This window comes from Lysobacter sp. ISL-50 (assembly GCF_018612875.1).
In the GTDB taxonomy this organism is placed as follows: Bacteria; Pseudomonadota; Gammaproteobacteria; order Xanthomonadales; family Xanthomonadaceae; genus Lysobacter.
Map to the genome: position 1 here is coordinate 21,572 of NZ_JAGGRI010000020.1, position 19,171 is coordinate 40,742.

Below are 19,171 nucleotides of genomic sequence, written 5' to 3' on the forward strand. Positions count from 1 at the left end.
GCAAACGCAAGCTTGCGGGCGCAACACGAGCGCTCAGCGCTTATCGCTCAATCGTCGCCCCGGCCGCGGTTGTCGCCGAGCTGGCTGCGCACCTCTCCGCCCGGGAACTTGCTGCTGTGAACGTTGGCGTAGGCTTGCCCGCGTCGCAGCGCCCGCACCAGTTCCTCGAATTCGCCGGCGGCGATGCCTTGACCGCCCGGCCCGACGACATCGGCCGCGGTGATGATGCCCTGGACCCGCCCCGGCGATGCCGGACAGGCCTGCACGCCGGGCGGCGTCGGCGGGCTGGCGAGATTCGAGCACAGCCACACGGCGATGCCGCCGTTGACGCTCTTCTGGCCCAGATGGATATGCGCCTGGGTGACGTCGCCTTCGAGACCGGAATACGACAGTTCGTAATGGATCGCGCCGCCGGAGGCGATACGGGCGCGGAATCCGCCGCTGGCGGCGCTGGAAACCAAAGGCACTTCCTGACTGCTTTCCAATACCGCGCGGAACTCGCGGTGATCGGCGTGCGCTGGCGCGAACGCAAGCGACGCGGCCATCGCGAACAAGGCGATGCGTGTCATGTCGTCGTTCTCCTGGTTAAGAGCAGCGGGGCGGATGCGGGGGCATCCGAGCGGACGCTGCGCCCGCTGCCGTTAGCCAGGAGTGAAAAATACGGCCGGCAAAAAACGCGCCAGAAACGCCATGAATATGACGATTGCGTCCGGTTTCGAACGGAGGATTGCGGAGCTTTGGACTGCGTCGAATCTTTGCGCGGCGCCTTGCGCGCGAAGATGACTAGGGCAGCATCTTGTCCAACGGCAGGCGTATATCGGTCACCTGCCAGCTCAGCCCGTCGCGCGTGAGTACGAACACCACCGGATCGCCGTCGGCGTTGTTCACCGTGGCGGTGAAGCGCGAGGGCGATTCGAAGCGATAGCTCAGATGCTTGAGCGGCTCGGCCGGTTCGACCGGCGCGTAGGTATCGCGGCCCGCGCCGCTGCCATCGAAGCGCTTGAAGACTTTGCGGCCTTCGAGCACCGCGCCGATGCCGACCGGCGTGGCGATCGCGTCCACCGCGGTGCCGGTGACGGTGCTGGCCAGGCTCAGGCCGATCGCGCCGAGCACGCTGGATTGCACGCTGGGACCGGCGCGGCGGATCAGGTAACCATCGACCTGGGCCTTGAGGCTGAGCCGCACTTGGGCGAAGTCGATGTGCTTGGACAACTCGCCGGTATTGCCTTCCTTGACCGCGGCGCGGATGGCGTTGACGGTCAGGAACGGGCCCGCGGCGAGGTAGCCGAGCAGCAGCACCGCGATCAGAACGAGGGCGGCAATCCATTTCTTCATGACGGCGATCCAGGTTGCGGACCGTCAGATTAGCGGGGTTGGCATTACCTGGGCTTAAGACGCAGCTGCCATTAATCCTTCTCCCGCTTGCGGGAGAAGGTGCCCGGAGAGCCTGCCCCCGCGAAGGCGGGGGCGGATGAGGGCAACCAGGCCTTGCTGCCCTCACCCCAACCCCTCTCCCGCAAGCGGGAGAGGGGCTATATCAGGCTGAGGTATGACCTGCGCGGGGAGCCATGCTTTCAACTCTACTCAACGCCCCACGCGCGCCACTCGCTGGCGCCGCTCGATGGGCGCCAACCGCGTCTGATCGTTGAGCTCGACATCGCGCAGCTCATACGGCGCGCCATACCCCTTGGGCAGTTGCGCGCGATCGAAAGCGAGTTCGATCCGCGCCGCGCCGCCGTCGAGCCATTGCGCGCTGTGCGCGATCGCCACCGGACGCAGTTCGCGCCGGGCGTTGCTCGCGTACAGAGTGCCGCGCACCTCATAGCGGCCCGGCGAGGCCGCGCGCAAGGGCAGGCCAAAGCTCAACTTGCCGGCATCGAAGGCATACGCGCCGTCGAGCTTGGCGGTCGGCTGGGCCACCGCGATCGCGGTGCGCGCATCGCGCTGGATCTCGCCGTCGCCGGCGAACACCTGCACTTCCCACAAGCCGGGCGGTTGCTCGCCTGCGTCGCTCGGCAACGGCACCGATGCGCGCAAGCTGCCGTCGCTGGCGCGCTTGAGCGCCAGCGGCCAGCTGCGGCCCGACGGCGCCACCAGCAGCGCGCCGCCCTCGGCCTTGAGCGTGGCGTCGCCGCGCTTGAGGTCGACCACGACTTCGCGCGTGCCGCCGGCGAGGGCGTGATCGCGGTTGAGATGAGCGAGCAGGCGCACCTCGCTGCGCGGTTCGAACACGTGCACGACATAACGGCCGTTGGCCTGGGCGACCTGCACCGCGTAGCGGCCCGGCGCGGCGTCGGCGCCGAGTTGCACCGCGGCGGTGCCGGCGCCGACCGCGAGACCGGCGGCCTGCAGTTGCTCGGCGCCGGTGCGCTTGGCCGCGCCGACGCTGCGCCCGGCCTGGGTGATGCGCACCGCGTCGGCGGCGACCTTGGTCGCGCCCGCGACCGGGCTGACCCGGATCAACGCGCCCGGCGCGCTGGTGGCGATATCCAGGCCGCGTTGCAGGGCGGCGCCATCGGTTTCCTGCCAGTACTCGCGGCTTTCCACCACGGCCGGCGCGGCGTCGGCGACCAGTTCGGCCTCGGGATTCAAGGCCCAGGAAAACCGCACGGGCGCGCGTTCGGACGCGGCCTTGGGCGCGGCGAGCACCGCCAGGCGTTGCGGAATCTGATCGGATTTCGCCGACGGCAGCATCGGCGCATCGGCCGCGGCGGCATCGCTGAGCGCGGCGAGCAGGGCGAGGGTCAATATCGTTCGCATGGTCGTCGGCCTCACGGGGTCATGTCGCTGCGCAGGATGGTGTTGAGGTTGAAGCACGCGCGCCGGCTCTGGTTGTGGCTGAGCGGTTCGGCGCCGGCGGTGCGCTGCTTGTCCTGGAACCACACGCTGCCCGCGGCCGATTGGCTGGAGCAGTTGAGGAAGCCGTCCGAGCAACTGTTCAACCAGTTCTGCGTGGTCTCCAGACCGACGTTCTCGGTGTAGCCGCCGCAATAGCTGTCGCTGTCGAACGGCGAAGAATCCACGTCGGTGCCGACCACGGCGCGGAAGGTCTTGGGCAGCGCGGGGCGTCCGGCGGTGCCGTAGAGATTGTTCGCGTTGTAGGTCGCCATCCAGCTGACCTGCTGCATCTTCACCGCGTCGGACTTGTAGCCCAGCAGCCAACCCACGGCTTGTTCGAAGGCGTTGCCGTTCATGGCCGCGTCGGCCAGCGGCGTGCCGGCCGAGGACGGGGCGATCGCATCGACGCGCACGATCTTGCTGATGATGTTCGGGTAGCGGCTGTCGTAGGTCGGATTCGACATGATCCAACGCATCACGTTGCCGCCGTTGGAATGGGTGATCACGATCAGCTGGGTGATGCCGCGGGCGTTGATGAAGTCGGTGAGTTGCTGGGCGAGGCAGCCGGCGGCGCGGCTGTCCCACATGTATTGCTCGAAATCGCAGTTGACCACGGTGTAGTTGGACGGATTGGCCAGGCCGCCGCGGACGCTGTCGACCATCGTGGGTTGCCAGTAATCCTGGTAGGCGTTGGTCTGCTTGCCGGTGCCGTGCACGAAGGCGACGCCGGTGGCGGCGGCGTGCGCGGCCGAAGGCGCGGCGAGCGACGACAGGCCGAACAAAGGCGCGGCCGCGAGCAGCGCCGCGGCGAGCGGCCGCTGCGTGATGCGAAGCTGATGCATGTCTCCTCCCCAAGAGGCCGAGGGCGCGAGATCGCGGGCGTCCTGCCCGCAGGCCTTCGGTCGATATGCCGCGCGCTCCTGCACGGCGATCGGTCGAGCATACGTGGGCGAATGTTACTGTCATGCCGCAACGCCGCAGCGCGGCGCGGCAAAACGTGATCGCCAGCGGAAGCGAAAACGACTCAGCGCACAGATACGCAAAACGCCAGCGCAAATGGGCGCTGGCGACTACCGCGTCGCGGCTGGGCGCAGCGGCGATGTTTCGTCCCTTCTTTTGTGGGCAGGGCGGATATGCAGCAGCCTGTCGAAGTCATCGATGCGATGACTTCGATCGGGAAACCGATCCGTGCCGGTGCGGCTTAGACGCCGCCGCGATTGTCTTCGAGGGGCGAAGCTCGAAGATCGTCGATGGCTTGCGCAGCGAGGTCGCGCATCGATACCGGCACGCCCCAATAATCGAAAATGCCGCCACGCCGGGAGTTCTGGCCGCATACCACGAACACGCCCGTGCCCAGCCGCCGCTTGAGTTCCGACGCCAGCCAGCCGACGAAGCCGCTGTTGTCCAGACCATCCTGGAAGTGGAACGAAAACACGGCGAAGGTTTCTGCCGCGGGTCGATCGGCCGACTTGAGAATGCTCCAGACCTCGTCGTCCGCGACCGCCGCCAAAGCTCCGCTCAACGTGTCGAGGCCGAGTTCGTTTTTCGGCAGCTCATAGAATGCATACGGACCGTCGTACCAGACCAGATCCGCGGAGGCGACAACGCGCCGCAATCGCGCCTGAGTTTGGCTTGGAGTTTCACGGCTTATGTACATGCAGCGACTCCAGATGGCGAAGAAGGGCCAAGTAGCGGTAGACACCGGGAATCAGGGTTCGTCTGAAACCGCCAAACAGCGCAGCCTCCGACTTGCTTGCCATTACGCGCTCGATCGCGACAGCCCTGCGTGTTCGCTCATGTCTCAACGGCTGGCGCGGTGCTGGTCCGGCGCTGCGTGCCCAAGTGCACGGCCAGCGACAACAGCGCGCAGACCGCGCCGGCCACGAACGCCGCCGCGCCGCCGCCGTGCTGCCAGAAGAACGCCGCCATGCCCGCGCCGAGCACGCCCCCGATGCCGCCGCTGAAGCCGTACAACATGCCTTGCGCCGAGGCCATGTCGCGCCGCGCCGGAAACAGTTCGGCCATGCGCCGCATGCAGCCTGCATGGAACGCGGCGAAGCTCACCGCGTGGCCGGTCTGCGCCACCGCCATCCAGGCCAAGGAGTCGGTGAAGAATGCGACAAGAATCCAACGCAGCGCAGTGGCGAGAAGACACGCCGCCATCAGCCGGTGCGCGCCGAAGCGCTGCACCAACCGCGGCGCCTGCCAGAACATCACGATCTCGCACAGCACGCCGATCGCCCACAGCAGGCCGACCGCGAAGCCGTCGTGGCCATGCCCCTGCAATTGCAAGGTGTAGAACACGTAGAACGGGCCGAAGCCCAGTTGCATCAGCATCGCCGTGCCGAGCAGGGCGCGCACGCCGGGCCGTCGCCACAATTGTTCGCGCGGCGCGCCGGCTTCAGGCGCCGGCGAGGGCGGGTCGGCGCGATGCAGCCAGGCCGCGGCGGCGGTCAACGCCACCCAGGGCAGGGTGAGCCAGACGAAAGCGTCGTTGCCGAGCCGGTCGAGCAGCCAACCGTAGCTGGCAGCCACGAGCAGAAACCCGACTGAGCCCCACATGCGAATCTTGCCGTAATCGTGATTGCGCGTACCCAGCGCGTTCAAGGTCATCGCCTCGAACTGCGGCATCACCGCGTTGAAGAACAGCGCGAACGCGCCCATGACCACGAACAGCATCGCGCCATGATCGAATTGGAGGAAGCCGGCGAACATCGCCAGCGCGATCACGCAGCCGGCGACCAGCCAATGCCCCGGCGCGGGACTGCGGGCGACCTGTCGCGCCCAGGTCGGCGGTGCCAGGATGCGGCCCCCATACCAAAGCGCCAACATCGCCCCGACCGCATACGCGCCGTGACCGTTGGCGCTGACCCATCGACCGATATAAGGCGTATAGGCGCCGAGCGCGCCGAAATAACCAAGGTAGAACAGCGCGTAGCGGCGGAATTCGGCGGTGGACAAGCGCGACTCGGCGATGGGCGGACTGGCGCTCACGATACCGGAACTGCCGCGGATTCCTATCGAGATTTGGACTCGGGATCGCGGGTGGTCGGCAAGTTCGGGGCGGCGGCCGCCGCCGGTCGCGGCCGAGCCGCGAACCGGTTCAGGACAGGCGCCTTGAACCGGCGTTCTTCCTCGCTTCAGACGTGCTGACCCGCTCAGAACTCCAGATCCAGCGCCGCGCACAGGTAATCGGTGAACGGCGCCAGCCCGGCCAGATCCTTTTCCAGGGTCTTGAGCAGGCGCGGGCCGGTCATGGTCTCGTCGTCGAGCGCGCGCAGGGCGACGAAGTTCTTGCGGCGCAGATCGTCGGCGAACTCGAATTCGGGCGGAAACCCGCGCGGCGAGCGCGTCAGCATTTCGCTGTCGTCCAGATCGAAGCGGCGGCGGAACTTGGCATCGTGCGCGGCCGCCTTCCAACTGCCGGGGTTGTCGAACACGAAATGGCGGATCTTGCGCAGCGAATCGGGCTGCGGATGCCACACGCCCGAGGCGATGAAGCATTCGCCGCCTTGCAGGTGGATGTAGAACGACGGCGCCTCGACCTGGCGGCTGCGCTCGTGGAACAGGCGCGCGCCCTGCCAGTTCTTGTACGGCGTCTTGTCGTTGGCGAAGCGGGTGTCGCGATGGATGCGGAACAGCGAGCCGCCGACGGTCTTGGGCTCGCTGCGGTAATGCGGGCTCACTTGCGCCAGCACCGGCTGCAGGTCGCCGAGCAGGCTCAGGAACGGCCCGCGCACATGCTGCTCGTAGGCGTCCTTGTGCGCGTGGAACCATTCGCGATTGTTGTTGCGCGCCAGCGAGCGCAGGAACTTGAAGCTGGCCTCGGAGAAATAGCGGCTCATTCAAAAGTCTCGAAAGTATGCTTTTGGCTCAGTGGGAGGGGCTTCAGCCCCGATGCTCTTGGCTCAGATCGCCGATGGCTGAGAGAAAAGCGTCGGGGCTGAAGCCCCTCCCACAAGCTCCGTCTGGCTCACATATAGCGGCGATTGCGCAGATTCCAAGCAAGGCGGCCGCGAACACAGGGCAATGCGGATACGCACCCGACCGGATCGCATTCAAGCTGAAGCATTCAGATCCAGATCGATCTCGACGGCCCAGGCTTCCAGGCGATCGAGCAGCGCCTGCCTGGCGCCATCCTCGCCGGCCGCGGCGCGGGCCTGCAGCAACTCGGCGCGGAAGCGATCGAAGCTGTATTCCGACAGTCCGGACTCGGTGTACAGACGTTGCCGGCGATATTCGTTCCAGCGCTGATGCTCGGCCGGGCTCAGCGTTTGCGGCCAGTTGCGCGCGCGATAGCGGAACAGCAGCTCGGGCAGGCGCGCGTCGCGGAATTCGAACGCGGCCGCGCCCAGCGCTTCGGGCCGGGTGGTGCGCACGTTGCGGAACAGACGCTTGTCGCCGTCGCCGATGAAGGCGTCGTAGAGCGAAGCATCGACGTCCGACGGCGCGCGCGCCTGATCGTTGGCATAGACCCGGCGCACCTTCTCGACCAGTTCCGGGCCGGCTTCGCGAATCTGCGCGGCGCGGCGTTCGGCCACGGCCGGATCGATCTGCAAACGCTCGAAATCGGCCGGGCGCAGATGATTCCAGGCGATCAGCGCCGGGCAGCGGTTGAGGTGCACTTCCTTCAGCGCGACGCGTTCCTCGCCCTCGGGCAGGTCGGCGAACGGCGTATACAGGCGGTCGGCGATCTCATCCGGCGCCAAGGTCAGCAGCGCCTGCGGGTCCTGGGCCAGATCGAACACCAGCACGCGATTGTCGATGCGCGGATGCCGCGACAGCGGGATCACCGGCGCCGCGCACAGGCGCGCGGCCGGATAGCGCTGCGAAACGTGCAACGCCGGCGTCATCGCGATCACATCCAGCAGGCCGGCGGCGAAGCGCTTGTCGCGCAGCCGCAGCGCGTATTCCCACAGCTTCGGCTGCGCCTGCTTGAACTTGCGGGCGATGCCGATCAACGCGCGCACGTCCGACAGTGCTTCGTGCGCGTCGCCGATGCGGACTTCGTTGGCGGTGGCCAGGTGTTCGAGCTTGAACGAAGTCGCGCCGTCCTCGCGCTTGGGCCAGATCAGCCCGTCGGGGCGCAGCGCGTGCGCCAGCCGCAGCACGTCGAGCAGGTCCCAGCGCGAATTGCCGCCGCGCCACTCGCGTTCGTAGGGATCGTAGAAATTGCGGAACAGGCCGTGGCGCACGAACTCGTCGTCGAAGCGCAGCGAGTTGTAACCAGCGCTGCAGGTTTCCGGCCGCGCCATTTCGTCGAAGATCAGCGCGAAGATTTCCGCTTCGCTGACGCCGTCGCGCAGGGCGTCCTGCGGGGCGATGCCGGTGATCAGCGTGGCCGCGGGCGAGGGCAGCAGATCGTCGGCGGGTTTGACGAACACGCTGATCGGCGCTTCGACTTCGTTGAGATCGGTATCGGTGCGCATCGCCGCGAACTGGGCGATGCGGGTCGTGCGCGGATCGGCGCCGAAGGTTTCCAGGTCGTAGAACAGGAAGCTCGCGGGCATGATCAGGCGTCCGCCGGCAACGGGGTCAGGCGTTCGCGCACGGCCGCATCGACCGCGCTCCAGTCCAGCGAATCCAGGCTGTCGTGGCCGCGGGTGAGTTCGACCAGCAATTCGCGCTGGCGCTGGCCGCGTTCGAAGGCGACTTCGTACGGCATGCGGTGGAAGGTCACCATCGCATAGCGCGGCATGAAGCGATCCGGGTGGCGCTCGGCCAGCTCGCGTTCCAGTGCGCGTTGCAGCAGGTAGTCGTCGTTGTCGACGCGGTCGCGCATTTCCAGATAGTTCTCCAGCGCCATCGCCTGGATCGCGCGGGCGCTGCGCAGGCGCTGTTGCTGGAAATCGGCGAAAGCGCGGGCGCGGTCGTCGCCGGCGAGCAGGCGCTCGGCCAGGGCGACGCAGTCTTCGAAAGCGCAGTTCATGCCCTGGCCGTGGAACGGCACCATCGCGTGCGCGGCGTCGCCCAGCAGCACGGCGCGGTCGTCCAGATGCCAGCGATCCAGGTACAAGGTCGCCAACAGGCCGGTGGAGTTGTGCTCGAAATCGCGTTCCAACTGCGGGATCAGCGGCAAGGCATCGGCGAAGTCGCGTTCGAACAACGCGCGCGCCTGGGCGCCGGTGCGGATGCTGTCGAAACTCGGCTCTCCCTCGTTGGGCAGGAACAAGGTGACGGTGAAGGTGCGTTCGTCGTTGGGCAGGGCGATGCACATGTAGCGGCCGCGCGGCCAGATGTGCAGCGCGTTGGGTTCGACGCTGAAGCCGCCGTCGGGCGTCGGCGGTATTTCCAGTTCCTTGTAGGAATGGCCGAGGAATTCCGTGCGCTCGCCCAGGTCGGTGGCCTGATTCATCGCCGCGCGCAGCGCCGAACCGGCGCCGTCGGCGCCGACCAGACTGTCGAAGACGATCTCGTGCGTGCTGTCGTCGCGATCGTCGTTGAAGCGGGCGATGCGCGCGTCGAAATCGACCGAACTCAGGCCGCGGTGGAAATGCAGCCTGGCGCCGGCGTCCTCGGCGATCTGCAGCAGGATCACGTTGAGCTCGCCACGATGCACCGACCAGATGACTTCGTTGTCGTCGCGGCCGTAGCGTTGCAGATCGGTGCGTCCGTCGAGGAAATGCACCATGCGCCCACGCATCATCACCGCCTGCGCCATGACCGCCTCATCCGCGCCGGCCAGCCGCAGCGCGTGGCGGCCGCGTTCGGCCAAGGCCAGATTGATCGAGCGGCCGCCGGCGTAACCCTTCAGGCGCGGATCGCCGCGCTTCTCATACACGTCCACCTGCCAGCCCTGGCGGGCGAGCAGGGTGGCGAGCAGGGCGCCGGCGAGGCCGGCGCCGATCAGGGTGATGTGGTTGGGGTTTTCAGAGGTGTTCAAGAATCCCGATCCCTATGTCGGTATTTCGGTTACCGCAATGCGATGAATGACGCTGGAAGAAACCCCCACGGCCGTCATTCCCGCGAACGCGGGAATCCAGCGGCTTTCGTCAAGCGTCGAGCAAGCCCGGCCACAAGTCGAGCCAATACGGGTTGGCTGTTTCGATCAGATCGATCTTCCACTCGCGTCTCCACTTCTTGATCTGTTTCTCGCGTTTGATCGCGCTTTCGAAGGTGTCGTGCAGCTCGAACCAGACCAGCAGCTCCACTTTGTAACGTTGGCTGAAGCCGGCGACGACGTGGTCCCGATGCTGCCACGCTCGCCGGACCAAGTCACCCGTGACGCCTGCGTACAAGGTGCCGTTGCGGCCGCTGGCCATGAGGTATGCCGCGGGTTGTTTGTTCATGCCTCGTCCTTGAGGAATAAAGTCGCTGGATTCCCGCGTTCGCGGGAATGACGGTTGTGGGGGTTACGGATTCCTCCAATGCTCCACCACCTCGGTAAACCGCAGCACATCCCCATGCGTGTTGTACAACGGCGCCGGCGAGATGCGGATCACATCCGGTTCGCGCCAATCGCCCAGTACGCCGTGCTCGGCCAGATAGTCGAACAAGGCCCGCCCCGCCGCCCGGCCGGTCAGGCCGCGGCCGCCGATCACGCGCAGCGACAGCTGGCAGCCGCGCTGTTCCGGCGCGGACGGGGTCAGGATGTCGAGGGTGTCGCTCAGGCGGTCGCGAATCAGGGTTTCCAGGTAACCGGTCAGGCGCCGCGATTTCTCGCACAAGGCGCGCATGCCGACCCGGTCGAACAGATCCAGCGACGCGCGCAGCGGCGCCAACCCGAGGATCGGCGGATTGCTCAGCTGCCAACCGTCCGCGCCCGGGGTCGGCACGAACTGCGGGCCCATGCGGAAGCGGGTCGAGGTCTCATGCCCCCACCAACCGGCGAAACGCGGGCGATCGCTGCGGGCGTGGCGCTCGTGCACGAAACAGCCGGCGACCGCGCCGGGGCCGGAATTCAGATACTTGTAGTGACACCACACGGCGAAATCGACGCCGCTGTCGTGCAGCGCCAGTTCCAGATTGCCGACGCCATGGGCCAGATCGAAACCGCATACCGCGCCCTGCGCATGCGCCAACCGCACGATCCGGTCCAGGTCGAACGCCTGCCCGGTGCGGTACTGCACGCCCGGCCACAGCACCAGCGCCAGGCGCGGGCCGTGCTGCGCGATCGCGCGCTCGATGCTCTCCATCGAAATCAACCCGCCGGGTTCGTCCGGCTGGAGTTCGATCAGGTCGGTGTCCGGGTCGAAGCCGTGAAAGGCGATCTGCGAGGCGACCGCGTAGCGATCCGACGGGAACGAACCGGCTTCGATCAGGATCGCCGGCCGCTCGCGAGTGGGCCGGTAGAAGCTGACCATCATCAGATGCAGATTGGCGGTCAGCGAGTTCATCGCGACCACTTCGTGCGGCAGCGCGCCGACCACGCGCGCCAGCGGTTCGCGCACCAGTTCGTGGTACGGCATCCACTGCGCCTGACCGGTGAAGTGGCCTTCGACCGCTTCCATCGCCCATTTGTCCATGACCTCTTCGACATGCGCGCGCGCGCCGCGAGGCTGCAGGCCGAGCGAGTTGCCGACGAAGTAGGTCTGTTCGCGATCGCGGTGCTTCGGGATCAGGAACTCGCCGCGCAAGGTCGGCAGCGGGTCGGCGGCGTCGAGCGCGGCGGCGTGGGCGGGCGAGTGCAGGTCGGTCATCGAAGTCCAGAACAAAAGTGAGGCGGGCGGTGCGGGACGGGACTCATGCGAAGCGCGACTTCGACAGCCCCAGCCATTCCAGCGCGGTGCCGTGATACAGCCGCGCCTGCTCGGTTTCGCCCAGATTCAACGAAGCGATGCCGGCGCCCGGCGTCTGTTCGCCGAGCGGGAAGGGATAGTCGGTACCGAGCATCACCCGCGACACGCCGCAGGTGTCGAGCAGATATTGCAGGGCGCGCGGATCGGCGACCCACGAATCGAAGTAGAACTGCGACAGGTAATCGCGCGGATTGCGCGGGTTGTCGGTCGCGACCAGATCGGGGCGCATGTTGAAACCGTGTTCGATGCGGCCGATGGTGTACGGGAAGCTGCCGCCGCCGTGGGCCAGGCAGATCTTCAGCTTCGGCAGGCGTTCCAGCACGCCGCCGAACACCAGACAACAGGCCGCGCGCGATTGCTCGGCCGGCATGCCGACCAGCCAGGGCAGCCAGTACTTGGGCATGCTGGGCGTTCCCATCATGTCCCAGGGATGCACCAGGATCGCCGCGCCCAGGTCGGCGGCGGCTTCGAAGAATTCGAACAGTTCCGGCGCGTCGAGATTCCAGTCGTTGACGTGGCTGCCGATCTGGCAGCCCTGCAGGCCGAGTTGGTCCATGCAGCGCTCCAGCTCCTGCACCGCCAGCCGCGGCGATTGCAGCGGCACGGTGCCAATGCCGGCGTAATGGCGCGGATTGTCGCGACAGGCCTGGGCCATGTGATCGTTGAGGGCCTGATGCAGTTCCAGCGCCTGATTGGCCTTGGCCCAGTAGCTGAACATCACCGGCACGGTGCTGATCACCTGCACCTGCACGCCGAAGCGCGCGTAGTCGTCGATGCGTTCCCGCGGGTCCCAGGTCTTGGACCAGATCTCGCGAAAGAACTTGCCGTCCTTGTAAATGCGATGACGGCCGTCGTCGGTGTGATGGATCACCGGAAAGCGATCGTCGCCGAACTTGCGCGCCAGATCGGGCCAGTCGCGCGGCAGATAGTGGGCGTGGGTGTCGATCTTGAGCATCGCGGCCTCAGGTGTCCGGCATCACATAGCGCGCGGGCGCCGGGTTGAGGTGACCGCATTGCTGGCAAGTGCGGTGCTCGCGCGAGGAATAGAAACGCTCGAACACCGGCGGGAAGTCGGTCTCGATGTTGCGCAGGTGGAAATATTCCTCGTAGATCTTGTGGTTGCACTGCTCGCAGAACCACAGCAGGCCGTCGTCTTCGTGCGGCAGGCGCTTGCGCTCGATCACCAGCCCGATCGAATCGGGCATGCGCTGCGGCGAATGCGGCACGCGCGCGGGCAGCAGGAAAGTTTCGCCGGCGCGGATCGGGATGTCGCGCACCGCGCCGCTGCCGTCGGCAAGCGTGTCCTGGATGCGCAGGACCATCTCGCCCTCGAGCTGGTAGAACCACTCCGGGCCTTCGTCCCAGTGATAGTCGGTGCGCTGATTGGGACCGCCGACCACCATGACGATGAAGTCGCCCACGTAGATCACCTTGTTGCCGACCGGCGGCTTGAGCAGATGGCGATGCTCTTCGATCCAGGCGGCGAGGTTGATCGGTCCGGCAAGCATGGTTCTTACTCCGTTGCGGCGCCGCGCAGGTGCGCGACGCATTTGAGTTCGATCGCGATCGGCGTGGGCAGCGCGGTGATGCCCAGCGTAGTGCGGCACGGAGCGCGGTCGATATCCGGGAAATACTCCGCCCACACCGCGTTATAGGCGGTGAAATCGCGCTCCATGTCGGTCAGGTAGACGGTGACATCGACCAGATCGTCCCAGCTCGCGCCGCTGGCCTGCAGCACCGCGCGCACGTTGGCGAACACCGAGCGGCACTGCATGTCGATGTCGTACGCGATCAGCCGGCCCTCGGCATCGTGGACATTGCCGGGTATGGCGTTGCTGGCCGCGTCGCGCGGGCCGATGCCGGACAGGAACAGCAGATCGCCGACCCGGCGCGCATGCGGGTACAAGCCGACCGGCCTGGGCGCGTCGCCGGTGCGTACCGACCGGCTCATCGCGGCGAGCCGCCGTGGGTGGAATGGACCTTGGCGATGGCGCGCTCGTAGGCCGGTTGCAGGCTCTCGAACGAATCCACGTTCATGCCGGTGTCGTGCACGCGGCCGTTGCGCAGGCTGTAGACCCAGCCGTGCACGCTCAAGGGCTGGCCGCGCGACCAGGCGTCGCGCACCACCGTGGTCAGGCAGACGTTCTGCACCTGCTCGATCGCGTTGAGCTCGCACAGGCGGTCGTGACGCTCGCTCTCGTGCACGTGGGCGATGCAGCCCACGTGCTTGTCGGCGACATCGCTGACATGGCGCAGCCAGTTGTCGGCCAGGCCCACGCGCAGCCCGTGCAGGGCCGCGTGCACGCCGCCGCAGCCGTAGTGGCCGACGACCAGGATGTGCTTGACCTTGAGCACATCGACCGCGTACTGGATCACCGACAGGCAGTTCAGGTCGGTATGCACCACCACGTTGGCGATGTTGCGGTGGACGAAGACCTCGCCCGGCGCCATGTCGATGATCTGGTTGGCCGGAACGCGCGAGTCCGAGCAGCCGATCCACAGATACTCCGGCGCCTGCTGATGCGAGAGGCGGTCGAAGAACTGCGGGTCTTCGGCGTTGATGCGTTCCGACCACTCGCGATTGCGTTCGAGCAGATCGTCCAGCGTGGTCGAGGCGCCGGCGTTGAGCTCGCCGGTCGCGCCGGAATTGTTGGAACTTGAATCCTTGGAACTCATGCAGCGGTCATCCCAGGTGAAGACCGACGTTCTTCGCGTCGGTGAAGAAACGCATGGCCTCGATACCGCCTTCGCGGCCGAGTCCGGACGCGCCGGTGCCGCCGAACGGCGTGCGCAGGTCGCGTTGCAGCCAGGTGTTGATCCAGACCATGCCCACGTCAAGGCGCGCGGCGACGCGGTGGGCGCGGTTGAGATCGCGCGTCCACAGCGAAGCGCACAGGCCGTAGTCGCTGGCGTTGGCCAGGGCGAGGGCGTGTTCGTCGTCGTCGAAGGACTGCAAGGTCGCGACCGGGCCGAAGATTTCCTCGCGATTGCTCACGCAGTTCGGGCCCAGGCCTTCGATCAGCGTGGGCGCGACGTACCAGCCCGGCCGATCCAGCGCCGAACCGCCGCACAGCACGCGGCCGCCCTCATGGCGGGCGCGGGCCAGCGCCGCCATCACCTTGTCGAAATGCGCCTGCGAGACCAGCGGGCCGAGCGTGGTAGTTTCATCGGAGGGCTCGCCGATCTTCAGCGCCAGCGCGCGCTCGACCAGCGCGTCGCGGACTTCGGCGTAGATGCCGCGCTCGATCAGGATGCGCGAACCGCATAGGCAGATCTGCCCGGAGTTCTGGAACGCCGAGCGCACCAGCACGTCGAGGTTCGCGCGCCAGTCGCTGTCGGCGAAGATCAAGGTCGGGTTCTTGCCGCCCAGCTCCAGCGAGACCTTGCGCAGCAGCGGCGCGGCGATGCCGGCGATGCGCCGGCCGACCGAGGTGCTGCCGGTGAACGACACCGCGCGCACGTCGCGGTGACCGACTAGCGCTTCGCCGACCTGCGGCCCCAGGCCGTGCACGATGTTCAGCACGCCGCGCGGAAAACCGATCTGCGCGCACAACTCGCCGAGCATCGCCGCCGTGGCCGGGGTGACCTCCGAGGGCTTGGCCACCACGGTGTTGCCGGCCGCGAGCGCCGGCGCGATCTTCCAGGTGAACAGGTACAGCGGCAGGTTCCAAGGCGAAATCGTCGCGACCACGCCCAGCGGCGCGCGCAGGGTGTAGTTGAGCCCGGCCTGGCCGTGATGGGATTCGCTCGCGAACTGGGTCGCGGCCTGGGCGAAGAAGCGCAGGTTGGCGACGGCGCGCGGAATCTCGGCCTCGCGCGCGAGCCGGATCGGCTTGCCGCCGTCGCGCGATTCGGCCTGGGCGAACTCGTTCAGGCGCGCCTGAAGGGCCGCGGCCAGGGCCTCCAGCCAATGCGCGCGTTCGCTGTGGGGCAGGCCCGACCAGGCTGGAAACGCGGCCTTGGCGGCGGCGATGGCGGCCTCGACATCCTCCGCGTCGCCGGCGGCGACCTGCGCATACGGCTGCGCATTGGCCGGATCGAAGACGTCGAGCCAACGGCCGCCGGCCGCATCGCGCGGCTGGCCGTCGATCCAGTGCCGGAATCTTTGCATGCGCCAAGCTTAACGCGTGGGCGCGATGGCGCCCATAGCGCGACCGGGCGGGTGCGGGGACGGCGCTCGCAGCACCGCGGGACGGACGCCGCGGCGTCGCGACGGCGCGGGCCGAACGCTCGTTCGTCATGGCGCGGCGGCCGCATCGCCGCGCGCATCTTGCGCTTCATCGCAAGCTCACCGCGACATCACGGCTTTGCCGATCGTGCTGTCACGATTTCGTCGTAGGTCGAAAGTAATGCTCGATGCGTCCGCTGCGCAAAAGCGCCTGGACCAAGCGCGAAAAACGCTCGATCACGGCGATCGGCAAATGCGTCGATAGCGCCTCTCGGCACTTGACGCGCAAGTACGACGCTGCGCACATTCCGGCGGGGACACTTTCATCCATGCCTGGCGATCGCCACGCGCGCTCGTGGGCCACAACGGCGGAACCATCACGTGGATAGACGCAACTTTCTGGGCATGTCCGGACTCGGCATCGCCGGGCTCATGATTCCCTTCGGTAATCTCATCGCCGCCGAGGATTTGCTGGCGCCGCTGGACGTGGGCAAGAAAAAGGTCTGGGCCGACGCCGCGCTCACCGCCGCCAAGGCCGCCGGAGCCAGCTATTGCGACGTGCGCATCGGCCGCTATCTGCGCCAGTTCGTGATCACGCGCGAGGACAAGGTCCAGAACGTGGTCAACACCGAATCGACCGGCATCGGCATCCGCGTGCTGGTCGACGGCGCCTGGGGCTTCGCCGCGACCAATCAGCTCAACAACGACGCGGTGGCCAAGGCCGCGCAGCAGGCCGCGGCGATCGCCCGCGCCAACGCCAAGAGCCAGACCGCCAAGGTCGAGCTGGCCAAGGCGCCCGGCGCCGGCGAGGTCAGCTGGAAGGCGCCGATCCGCAAGAACGCGATGGCGGTGCCGCTCAAGGACAAGGCCGATCTGTTGCTGAGCGTCAACGCTGCGGCGATCAACGCCGGCGCCGACTTCGTCAACTCGATCCTGTTCCTGGTCAACGAGCAGAAATACTTCGCCTCCACCGACGGCTCCTACATCGATCAGGACGTGCACCGCATCTGGGCGCCGCTGACGGTCACCGCCATCGACAAGGCCAGCGGCAAGTTCCGCACCCGCGACGGGCTGTCCGCGCCGATGGGCATGGGCTACGAATACCTGGATGGCGCGGCCGCGGGCAAGATCGTCTCGCCCAACGGCGTGATCACCTATCACAAGTCCTACGACATGCTCGGCGACGCGGTCGCCGCGGCCAAGCAGGCGCGCGAGAAGCTCACCGCGCCTTCGGTCAAGCCGGGCAAGTACGATCTGGTGCTCGATCCTTCGCACACTTGGCTCACCATCCACGAATCCATCGGCCATCCGCTGGAACTCGACCGCGTGCTCGGCTACGAAGCCAACTACGCCGGCACCAGCTTCGCCACGCTCGACAAGCTCAAGGCCGGCTTCAAGTACGGCAGCGATCAGGTCACCGTGTTCGCCGACAAGACCCAGGAAGGCAGCCTGGGCGCGGTCGGCTACGACGACGAGGGCGTCAAGACCAAACGCTGGAACCTGATCAAGGACGGCGTGCTGGTGGACTATCAGGCCATCCGCGATCAGGCCCACATCCTGGGCAAGACCGAGTCCGACGGCTGCTGCTATGCCGATTCGTGGTCGTCGGTGCAGTTCCAGCGCATGGCCAACGTGTCGCTGGCGCCGGGCAAGAATCCGCTCAGCGTCGCCGACATGGTCAAGAACGTGGAGAACGGCATCTACATCATCGGCGCGGGCTCGTTCTCGATCGATCAGCAGCGCTACAACGCCCAGTTCGGCGGCCAGCTGTTCTACGAGATCAAGAACGGCAAGATCACCGGCATGCTCGAAGACGTGGCCTATCAGATCCGCACGCCGGAGTTCTGGAATTCCTGCGCCGCGGTCTGCGACCAGAGCGACTACCGCTTCGGCGGCTCGTTTTTCGACGGCAAGGGCCAGCCCGGACAGGTCTCGGCGGTCTCGCACGGTTCCAGCACGGCGCGGTTCAACGGCGTCAACGTCATCAACACCGCCCGCAAGCTCGGCTGACCGGCGCAGGAGAATCCAACATGAGCATTTTCACCGAAGCCCAGTCCAAAGCCATCCTCGACAAGGTCATCGCCCTGTCCAAGGCCGATGAGTGCACCGCCAGCCTGACCGGTTCGATCGAAGGCAACGTGCGGTTCGCGCTCAACAACATTTCCACCAGCGGCATCGTCAGCGACGTCAGCCTGGCCGTGCAGGTCGCCTTCGGCAAGCGCGTGGGCACCGCGACCATCAACGAGTTCGACGACGCCGCGCTCGAACGCGTGGTCCGCCGCGCCGAGGATCTGGCGCGCCTGGCCCCGGAAAATCCCGAGTTCGTTCCGGCGATCGACAAGCAGACCTACAAGTCCAGCCCGACCTTCAGCGCCGCCACCGCCGCGATCACGCCCGATTACCGCGCCAAGGTCGCCGCCGACGCGATCGCGCCGTGCCGCGAAAACAAGCTCACCGCGGCCGGCTTCCTGGAAGACGGCCAGAGCTTCGTCGCCATCGCCAACAGCAAGGGCAACTTCGGCTACCAGACCTCGACCGGCTTCAACTACACCTGCACCGTGCGCACCGACGACGGCCGCGGTTCGGGCTGGGTCGGGCGCAACCTGCAGGATTCGACCGACTTCAAGGGCGAGTCCGACGTGCGCGTGGCCATGCGCAAGGCCACCGAGTCGGCCGAGGCCAAGGCGCTGGAGCCGGGCAAGTACACGGTGATCCTGGAGCCGCACGCGGCCGCCGGCCTGATCTCGTTCATGATGGCGTTCTTCGACGCGCGCCAGGCCGACGAAGGCCGCAGCTTCCTGTCGAAGAAGGGCGGCGGCAACAAGCTCGGCGAACTGGTCTACGACTCGCGCGTCAACATCAGCGCCGATCCCTGGGATTCGCGCGCACCGGTGCTGCCCTGGGACCAGGACGGCCTGCCGCGCGAGAAAATGGCGATCATCGAGAACGGCAAGGTCGCCTCGCTGAACTATTCGCGCTATTGGGCGCAGAAGCAGGGCAAGAAAGCGGTCGGCGCGCCCGGCAACCTGCTGATGGCCGGCGGCGACAAGTCCACCGCCGAGCTGATCAAGGGCACCCAGAAGGGCATCCTGGTCACCCGCACCTGGTACATCCGCATGGTCGATCCGCAGACCGTGCTGCTGACCGGCCTGACCCGCGACGGCACCTTCTACATCGAGAACGGCGTGATCAAGCATCCGGTGAAGAATTTCCGCTTCAACGAATCGCCGGTGATCATGCTCAACAACATCGAAGAACTCGGCCGTCCGGTGCGCGTGGCCGGCGACGAGTCCAGCTTCGTGATGATGATCCCGCCGATGAAGCTGCGCGATTTCACCTTCACCTCGCTGTCGGACGCGGTCTGACCGGGTGACCCGGGCGGCGCGGCCGGTGCATCGGCCCGCCGCCCGCCGCTTCGTCGCCGCAT

18 protein-coding genes are annotated in these 19,171 nt (G+C 66.9%); 2 read left to right on the top strand and 16 right to left on the bottom strand.

The window, feature by feature from the left end:
* Window positions 1–47 precede the first annotated feature (47 nt).
* The 16 genes from J7J50_RS12655 to J7J50_RS12730 all read right to left on the bottom strand — a co-directional run bounded on the left by J7J50_RS12655 (window position 48) and on the right by J7J50_RS12730 (window position 15,687).
* Window positions 48–569 (bottom strand): CHRD domain-containing protein, encoded by a 522-nt coding sequence (locus J7J50_RS12655; RefSeq protein ID WP_215058481.1) that lies wholly within the window; start codon window positions 567–569, stop codon window positions 48–50.
* A gap of 214 nt (window positions 570–783) precedes the next feature.
* Complete coding sequence (locus J7J50_RS12660) at window positions 784–1,335, bottom strand: DUF2939 domain-containing protein (RefSeq protein WP_215058482.1); 552 nt, start codon at window positions 1,333–1,335, stop codon at window positions 784–786.
* 249 nt (window positions 1,336–1,584) lie between these two features.
* Entirely contained in the window at window positions 1,585–2,760 is a 1,176-nt protein-coding gene (locus J7J50_RS12665; protein ID WP_215058483.1) for a DUF4785 domain-containing protein, read from the bottom strand.
* Between the two features lie 11 nt (window positions 2,761–2,771).
* Window positions 2,772–3,680 carry a hypothetical protein gene (locus J7J50_RS12670; RefSeq protein WP_251044107.1) on the bottom strand — a complete coding sequence of 303 codons (909 nt, stop codon included), beginning with the start codon at window positions 3,678–3,680 and terminating at the stop codon, window positions 2,772–2,774.
* Window positions 3,681–4,039: 359 nt separating this feature from the next.
* Entirely contained in the window at window positions 4,040–4,495 is a 456-nt protein-coding gene (locus tag J7J50_RS12675; protein WP_215058484.1) for a DUF6196 family protein, read from the bottom strand.
* 137 nt (window positions 4,496–4,632) lie between these two features.
* Window positions 4,633–5,832: an MFS transporter gene (locus tag J7J50_RS12680; RefSeq protein ID WP_215058485.1), complete on the bottom strand. Its 1,200-nt coding sequence runs from the start codon at window positions 5,830–5,832 to the stop codon at window positions 4,633–4,635.
* Window positions 5,833–5,996: 164 nt separating this feature from the next.
* Window positions 5,997–6,683, bottom strand: coding sequence for a DUF2461 domain-containing protein (locus J7J50_RS12685; protein WP_215058486.1), 687 nt, complete (start codon window positions 6,681–6,683; stop codon window positions 5,997–5,999).
* Window positions 6,684–6,896: 213 nt separating this feature from the next.
* Entirely contained in the window at window positions 6,897–8,348 is a 1,452-nt protein-coding gene (gene sbcB, locus J7J50_RS12690; protein ID WP_215058487.1) for an exodeoxyribonuclease I, read from the bottom strand.
* Between the two features lie 2 nt (window positions 8,349–8,350).
* Window positions 8,351–9,721: an NAD(P)/FAD-dependent oxidoreductase gene (locus J7J50_RS12695; RefSeq protein ID WP_251044105.1), complete on the bottom strand. Its 1,371-nt coding sequence runs from the start codon at window positions 9,719–9,721 to the stop codon at window positions 8,351–8,353.
* 109 nt (window positions 9,722–9,830) lie between these two features.
* On the bottom strand, window positions 9,831–10,127 hold the full coding sequence (locus tag J7J50_RS12700) for a GIY-YIG nuclease family protein (protein WP_215058488.1): 297 nt from the start codon (window positions 10,125–10,127) through the stop codon (window positions 9,831–9,833).
* 63 nt (window positions 10,128–10,190) lie between these two features.
* Window positions 10,191–11,477, bottom strand: coding sequence for a kynureninase (kynU, locus tag J7J50_RS12705; RefSeq protein WP_215058489.1), 1,287 nt, complete (start codon window positions 11,475–11,477; stop codon window positions 10,191–10,193).
* A 43-nt stretch (window positions 11,478–11,520) separates the two neighbouring features.
* Entirely contained in the window at window positions 11,521–12,531 is a 1,011-nt protein-coding gene (locus J7J50_RS12710) for an amidohydrolase family protein (protein ID WP_215058490.1), read from the bottom strand.
* Window positions 12,532–12,538: 7 nt separating this feature from the next.
* Complete coding sequence (locus tag J7J50_RS12715) at window positions 12,539–13,084, bottom strand: 3-hydroxyanthranilate 3,4-dioxygenase (protein ID WP_215058491.1); 546 nt, start codon at window positions 13,082–13,084, stop codon at window positions 12,539–12,541.
* 5 nt (window positions 13,085–13,089) lie between these two features.
* Complete coding sequence (locus tag J7J50_RS12720) at window positions 13,090–13,527, bottom strand: RidA family protein (RefSeq protein ID WP_215058492.1); 438 nt, start codon at window positions 13,525–13,527, stop codon at window positions 13,090–13,092.
* Window positions 13,524–14,252, bottom strand: a complete 729-nt coding sequence (gene can, locus J7J50_RS12725; protein WP_215058493.1) for a carbonate dehydratase — start codon at window positions 14,250–14,252, stop codon at window positions 13,524–13,526. Before can ends, J7J50_RS12720 begins: the two co-directional genes overlap by 4 nt.
* A gap of 7 nt (window positions 14,253–14,259) precedes the next feature.
* Window positions 14,260–15,687 carry an aldehyde dehydrogenase gene (locus J7J50_RS12730; protein ID WP_215058494.1) on the bottom strand — a complete coding sequence of 476 codons (1,428 nt, stop codon included), beginning with the start codon at window positions 15,685–15,687 and terminating at the stop codon, window positions 14,260–14,262.
* Between the two features lie 438 nt (window positions 15,688–16,125).
* On the opposite strand from J7J50_RS12730, the gene J7J50_RS12735 reads away from it, so the two are divergent.
* Entirely contained in the window at window positions 16,126–17,754 is a 1,629-nt protein-coding gene (locus tag J7J50_RS12735) for a TldD/PmbA family protein (RefSeq protein WP_215058495.1), read from the top strand.
* 20 nt (window positions 17,755–17,774) lie between these two features.
* A complete protein-coding gene (locus J7J50_RS12740) occupies window positions 17,775–19,109 on the top strand; it encodes a TldD/PmbA family protein (RefSeq protein WP_215058496.1) in 1,335 nt (444 codons plus the stop codon).
* Window positions 19,110–19,171 lie beyond the last annotated feature (62 nt).

Excerpts from the sequence above, each read along its gene's own strand:
- J7J50_RS12700 (WP_215058488.1), bottom strand. The coding sequence starts at position 10,127 with ATGAACAAACAACCCGCGGCATACCTCATGGCCAGCGGCCGCAACGGC.
- kynU (WP_215058489.1), bottom strand. The coding sequence starts at position 11,477 with ATGACCGACCTGCACTCGCCCGCCCACGCCGCCGCGCTCGACGCCGCC.
- J7J50_RS12685 (WP_215058486.1), bottom strand. The coding sequence starts at position 6,683 with ATGAGCCGCTATTTCTCCGAGGCCAGCTTCAAGTTCCTGCGCTCGCTG.
- sbcB (WP_215058487.1), bottom strand. The coding sequence starts at position 8,348 with ATGCCCGCGAGCTTCCTGTTCTACGACCTGGAAACCTTCGGCGCCGAT.
- J7J50_RS12670 (WP_251044107.1), bottom strand. The coding sequence starts at position 3,680 with ATGCATCAGCTTCGCATCACGCAGCGGCCGCTCGCCGCGGCGCTGCTC.
- J7J50_RS12740 (WP_215058496.1), top strand. The coding sequence starts at position 17,775 with ATGAGCATTTTCACCGAAGCCCAGTCCAAAGCCATCCTCGACAAGGTC.
- J7J50_RS12675 (WP_215058484.1), bottom strand. The coding sequence starts at position 4,495 with ATGTACATAAGCCGTGAAACTCCAAGCCAAACTCAGGCGCGATTGCGG.
- J7J50_RS12715 (WP_215058491.1), bottom strand. The coding sequence starts at position 13,084 with ATGCTTGCCGGACCGATCAACCTCGCCGCCTGGATCGAAGAGCATCGC.
- J7J50_RS12655 (WP_215058481.1), bottom strand. The coding sequence starts at position 569 with ATGACACGCATCGCCTTGTTCGCGATGGCCGCGTCGCTTGCGTTCGCG.
- J7J50_RS12730 (WP_215058494.1), bottom strand. The coding sequence starts at position 15,687 with ATGCAAAGATTCCGGCACTGGATCGACGGCCAGCCGCGCGATGCGGCC.
- J7J50_RS12720 (WP_215058492.1), bottom strand. The coding sequence starts at position 13,527 with ATGAGCCGGTCGGTACGCACCGGCGACGCGCCCAGGCCGGTCGGCTTG.
- J7J50_RS12660 (WP_215058482.1), bottom strand. The coding sequence starts at position 1,335 with ATGAAGAAATGGATTGCCGCCCTCGTTCTGATCGCGGTGCTGCTGCTC.
- J7J50_RS12710 (WP_215058490.1), bottom strand. The coding sequence starts at position 12,531 with ATGCTCAAGATCGACACCCACGCCCACTATCTGCCGCGCGACTGGCCC.
- can (WP_215058493.1), bottom strand. The coding sequence starts at position 14,252 with ATGAGTTCCAAGGATTCAAGTTCCAACAATTCCGGCGCGACCGGCGAG.
- J7J50_RS12665 (WP_215058483.1), bottom strand. The coding sequence starts at position 2,760 with ATGCGAACGATATTGACCCTCGCCCTGCTCGCCGCGCTCAGCGATGCC.